Source organism: Gordonia amarae NBRC 15530 (genome assembly GCF_000241345.1).
Classification (GTDB): Bacteria; Actinomycetota; Actinomycetes; order Mycobacteriales; family Mycobacteriaceae; genus Gordonia; species Gordonia amarae.
On record NZ_BAED01000028.1, the window covers coordinates 85,273 to 87,165 of the forward strand.

The 1,893-nt window shown below is 68.8% G+C and carries 1 protein-coding gene; it reads right to left on the minus strand.

Annotated elements, in window-relative coordinates:
* Positions 1–120: 120 nt before the first annotated feature.
* On the minus strand, positions 121–1,893 hold a 1,773-nt coding region (locus tag GOAMR_RS23580; protein WP_005185655.1), incomplete at its 5' end, for a condensation domain-containing protein.

Consider the following 1,893-nt stretch of genomic DNA (forward strand, 5'->3'; position numbering starts at 1 on the left):
ATCTGCCCCGCGATCTGTGTCTGCCCCACGATATGGATCAGCGCTGGTCAGGATGAACTCAGCCACGAATCTGATGCCCCTTATGCCGCGTCGGATGGTGCGGGGCGCCAGAACGCCCGGTCAATTATCGCTCACCCCGTCATTGCCGTTAGCCCTATCCCCCGAATGGGCGACACCCGGCACACCGCCTCCGTCGCCCGGAACGGGTGCGGTCGACTGCCCGCTGGACCAGTCGACGAGGCTGCTGTGTTCCTGCGCCACGAGGAACTGCGCGGCACCGATCGCACCGTCCGGATCGTCGGTGAGCGAGTCGAGCAGAGTCAGGAACCGCTGCGCGAACGTCACCATCGTGGCCTCGTTGAACAGATCGGTCGCGTAGACCATGCCGGCCGGCCAGTCCCGGCCCGCCACGGTCCGCACGGTGATCGACAGATCCCGCTGCGCGAACGCCGTCGGCGGCTCGATCTGCTCGACGGTCAGTGCCCCCACGTCCACCGCCGGCCGGCCGGTCGCGGCGCCATCGCCCGGACTGTGGTCGACGCTCAGCATGACCTGGGCCAACGGCGCGAATGCCTGCGACCGCACCGCGCCGACAGCGTCGACGACGGCCTCGAAGGGTACGTCGGCGTTGGCGAACGCGTCCAGGTCGGTCTCGCGCACCTCTTCGAGGAGTTCGGAGAACGCCATCATCGGTTCGAGTTCGCTCCGCAGCACCAGGGTGTTGACGAACATGCCGACCATCGGATCCAGGACCTTCTCGCCCCGGCCCGCGATCGGTGTGGCGATCGCGATGTCGTCGGCGGCGGTTAGCCGGGACAGCAGCACCGCGAGCGCGGCATGCACCACCATGAACGAGGTCAGCCCGTACTCGGCGGCGAGGCGTTCGATCCGCTCCGCTACACCCTGCGGGACCGCGAAGTCGATGGACGCACCGGACGCGGATGCCGTCACCGGCCGCGGGCGGTCCGCGGGCAGTTCGAGGACATCGGGCAGGCCCATGAGCTGGTCCGTCCAGTATTCGAGCTGGCCGCCCACCACCGATTCCGCGTCCTGTGGGTCGCCGAGGACGTCATGCTGCCAGATCGCGTAGTCGGCGAACTGTATCGGCAGCGGCGCGAACGCGGGCGCCTGTCCGTGGGCGCGGGCCACGTACGCGGTGACGATGTCGGTGAGCAGCGGCCCCATCGATTCACCGTCGCTGACGATGTGGTGCAGGACGGCGAGGAAGATCCATTCGCCCGGGGCCGACCGCAGCAGCCGGACCCGGAAAGCGGACTGCTCGGACACCACGAACCCGCGGGTGGCCGCGTGCAGCAGGCCGGCCTCCGAGTCGACGATCGCCCAGTCGAGGTTGTCGCCGGCCCACTCCAGGTCGTGGATCACCTGCGTGGGTTCACCGTCGACACCGGGGAACGTGGTACGCAGCACCTCGTGCCGTTCGATGACATCGAGCACCGCCTGCCGCAGCGCCTCGATATCGAGTTCGCCACGCAGTCGGACCCCTGCCTGGATGTTGTACGTCGGGGCGTCGGGGTCGAACTGGTTCATGAACCACATGCGCTGCTGCGCGAACGACACCGGGATGTGCTCGGGACGCGGGTCGGCCTTGGTGATCGGCGCGAGCTTGTCGCCCGCGCCGACCGCGGCCACGAGTTCGCGCACCGTCGGCGCGTCGAACAGGTCACGCACCGACACCGTGGTCTCCAGCACCTCACCGGTCCGGGCGGCCAGCCGCATCGCCGACAGCGAGTTACCGCCGAGATTGAAGAACGAGGTGGTCACGCCGACCCGGCCGAGGCCCAGGACATCGGCGAACACCTGGGCGACGGCGGTCTCGTCGTCACCCTCGGGTGCCTCGTAGTCCTCGTCGGCGATGTCGAAGTCGGGGGCGGG